General features: G+C 42.0%; 2 protein-coding genes. Both read right to left on the bottom strand.

Annotated features, from left to right (window positions below):
• Nucleotides 1–17: 17 nt before the first annotated feature.
• Nucleotides 18–1,157 carry a cytochrome d ubiquinol oxidase subunit II gene (cydB, locus tag CXF78_RS18090; protein ID WP_102037545.1) on the bottom strand — a complete coding sequence of 380 codons (1,140 nt, stop codon included), beginning with the start codon at nucleotides 1,155–1,157 and terminating at the stop codon, nucleotides 18–20.
• 15 nt (nucleotides 1,158–1,172) lie between these two features.
• Nucleotides 1,173–2,729, bottom strand: coding sequence for a cytochrome ubiquinol oxidase subunit I (locus tag CXF78_RS18085; protein WP_011636616.1), 1,557 nt, complete (start codon nucleotides 2,727–2,729; stop codon nucleotides 1,173–1,175).
• Between the last annotated feature and the right edge of the window lie 474 nt (nucleotides 2,730–3,203).

Below are 3,203 nucleotides of genomic sequence, written 5' to 3'. Positions count from 1 at the left end.
AGACGTTGCTCCTTAATTTAGTAAAGTGAGCTTTTGTTGTTTTCAACAAACTCACGATTTAAGCGGCCGTACATCTTGTAGTAAGTCCAAATGGTGTAACTTAATACTGTGGGTACGAAGATAATAGCGGCAACTGTCATCACTTTAAGTGACATTTGACTGGCTGTAGCATCCCACATTGTTAAGCTGACATTAGGTTCTAATGATGAAGGCATAACAAATGGGAACATTGCTGCTCCACAGGTCAAAATGACACAAGCAACCGCTAGCGAACTGAAAAAGAACGCAAATCCACTACGATTTAATCGACTGGCAAAAATCACTAATATTGGCATTAATAACCCTAATACCGGGAATAGCATGGTAAGAGGATATTTATCATAGTTAGTTAACCAAGCGCCCGCTTCAACCGCTACAGTCTTAGTGGTTGGATTTGACGGACCAGCAAGGTTAAGGGCTGAGGTAATAACATAACCATCAATACCGTTTACAAGCCAAACACCAGCTGCACCAAATAGAACCACTAATAAACCACCACAAACTTGCGATACTTTAGCACTTCTAACCCGCAGCTCTCCGTCGGTCTTCATTTGTAACCATGTAGAACCTTGCATTATCACCATAGTGACACTCACAAGACCGGCTAATAAACCAAACGGATTCAATAAACCCAACAGACCGCCATGATAAGTAGCACGTAGATATTCATCAAAGTTAAATGGTACGCCTTGAAGCAGGTTACCAAATGCCACACCAATGATTAACGGTGGTACAAAACTGCCGACAAATAATGCTCTATCCCATGACTTACGCCATCTTGGGTCTTCAATTTTAGAGCGATAATCAAAACCGACTGGACGTAAAAACAATGCAAATAGCACTAGCATCATTGCCACATAAAAGCCTGAAAACGATACCGCGTAGACCATAGGCCAAGCAGCAAATAACGCGCCACCAGCCGTCACTAGCCATACTTGGTTACCGTCCCAATGTGGTGCGATAGTGTTAATCATAATACGGCGTTCAGTATCATCTTTACCAATAACGGGTAACAATATACCTACGCCCATATCAAAGCCATCTGTCACGGTGAAACCAATAAACAGCACGCCGATTAACGCCCACCAAATAAATCTTAATACTTCATAATCAAACATAATCAGGTCCTCAGATTAAGCATCTTGGTTTTCGAAATGATAACGACCGGTCTTTAAGCTGCTTGGACCAAGACGAGCAAACTTATACATCAAGTAAGCTTCTATCACCAACAGGATGGTATAGAACACCGTAATCGAAATAATACTGAACCAAAGATCCGCCGTCGTTAAACTCGACGCCGACATGAATGTTGGCAGCACTTCAGAAATGGTCCAAGGTTGGCGACCAAACTCTGACACAAACCAACCAGCTTCAATGGCTACCCATGGAAGTGGCAAACTGTAAAGAGCAGCACGAAGTACCCACTTTTTCTCGGCGATTTGATGACGAGTGCTTTGCCAGAAGGCCGCAGCAAACACCAATAACATTATCACCCCAGAGCCAACCATTAAGCGGAAACTCCAGAACATAGGGGCTACAGTAGGAATTGAGTCATAAGACGCTGCAATAATTTGCTCTTCAGTCGCATCAACCACTTTGTCGGTATAACGCTTAAGCAAGAAACCATAACCCAGGTCGATTTTGGTTGCTTCAAATTGCTCTCTAACTTCAACCGATTTATCACCAGCACGTAATTTTTCCAGTAATGCATACGCAACCATACCGTTACGAATTCGTACTTCGTGATCTTTAATAAGATCCTTAATACCGGTTACTTCTCCATCTAAAGAACGTGTCGCAATAATGCCCATCGCATATGGGATCTTAACGGCGTAATCCGTGTGCATAGTTTCTTGGTTAGGGAAACCAAATGCCGTAAAGGCTGCTGGTGCAGGTTCCGTGTGCCATTCAGCTTCAATTGCGGCTAATTTAACACGTTGCACTTCGCCTACTTCATAACCTGATTCATCGCCTAACACGATGACCGATAAAATAGATGCCATACCAAAACTTGCTGCAATAGCAAATGAGCGACGAGCAAAAGGTAAATCTCGGCCTTTCAATATGTAGTATGAGCTAATGGCTAATACAAACATCGCACCTGCTACATAACCAGAGGCGACGGTATGAACAAACTTAACTTGCGCAACGGGGTTAAATACCACTTCGGCAAAATTGGTCATTTCCATACGCATGGTTTCATAGTTAAACACCGAACCCACTGGGTTTTGCATCCAACCATTGGCGATCAAAATCCATAAGGCTGACATATTAGAGCCAAGGGCAACGAGCCATGTGACCGCTAAATGTTGGCGCTTACTGAAACGATCCCAACCAAAAAAGAACATCCCGACTAACGTAGACTCAAGGAAGAATGCCATTAAGCCTTCAATCGCCAGGGGCGCACCAAAAATGTCACCTACGTAATGAGAATAGTAGGACCAGTTAGTACCAAACTGGAACTCCATCGCTAAACCCGTTGTCACGCCTAAGGCAAAGTTTATCCCAAACAACTTACCCCAAAATTTAGTCATGTCTTTATAAACTTGCTTATTGGTCATCACATACAGTGATTCCATAATCGCAAGAATAAAGGCTAAACCTAGGGTGAGTGGAACAAATAAAAAATGATACATGGCTGTCAGCGCAAATTGAAAACGCGATAGCTCAACGACCTCTTCGATAATCATTGGCGACTCCTTACTTCAGTACAACCAAATACGACACAGCAACATACCGTTGCCATAATGATGATGTTATACCTGAAAACGGTCATATTGAAGCAGTGGACAACTCACCAAAGAGTGAAAAATGATAAATTAACCTGTTTGCCTATGTTTTCAAGCCCAATCCTAAACGCCCTATATCTTACGGCATATTCACTTTGTAGATCATATTTTTTAGTCAATTATGTGACCAGCATTAGATTTGGTGCATGGAGAATGTTTTATTACAGATAATCAGCCCATTAGCGTAAAGCATGTCGATTATTTCAGCAGATATTAGCTGTCAGGTTGATCACAATCATAAATGAACTTGCGATATTCAGAGTGATAACATTTGAACACGAATTTGCAACCCCGTTGAGGTGTTGACAAAAAATGCATAATTGCTAGGCATAAACAGCAAGCTGGCTTAATTTTAGATAAAAAACTCAACTCACA

This window comes from Shewanella sp. 11B5, assembly GCF_002836795.1.
Lineage (GTDB): Bacteria > Pseudomonadota > Gammaproteobacteria > Enterobacterales > Shewanellaceae > Shewanella > Shewanella frigidimarina.
The sequence above is the reverse complement of the archived record's forward strand: the minus strand, read 5'-3'. Positions and strand labels throughout refer to the sequence as shown.

Coding starts and splice junctions, on each gene's coding strand:
- cydB (WP_102037545.1), bottom strand. CDS start 1,157: ATGTTTGATTATGAAGTATTAAGATTTATTTGGTGGGCGTTAATCGGC.
- CXF78_RS18085 (WP_011636616.1), bottom strand. CDS start 2,729: ATGATTATCGAAGAGGTCGTTGAGCTATCGCGTTTTCAATTTGCGCTG.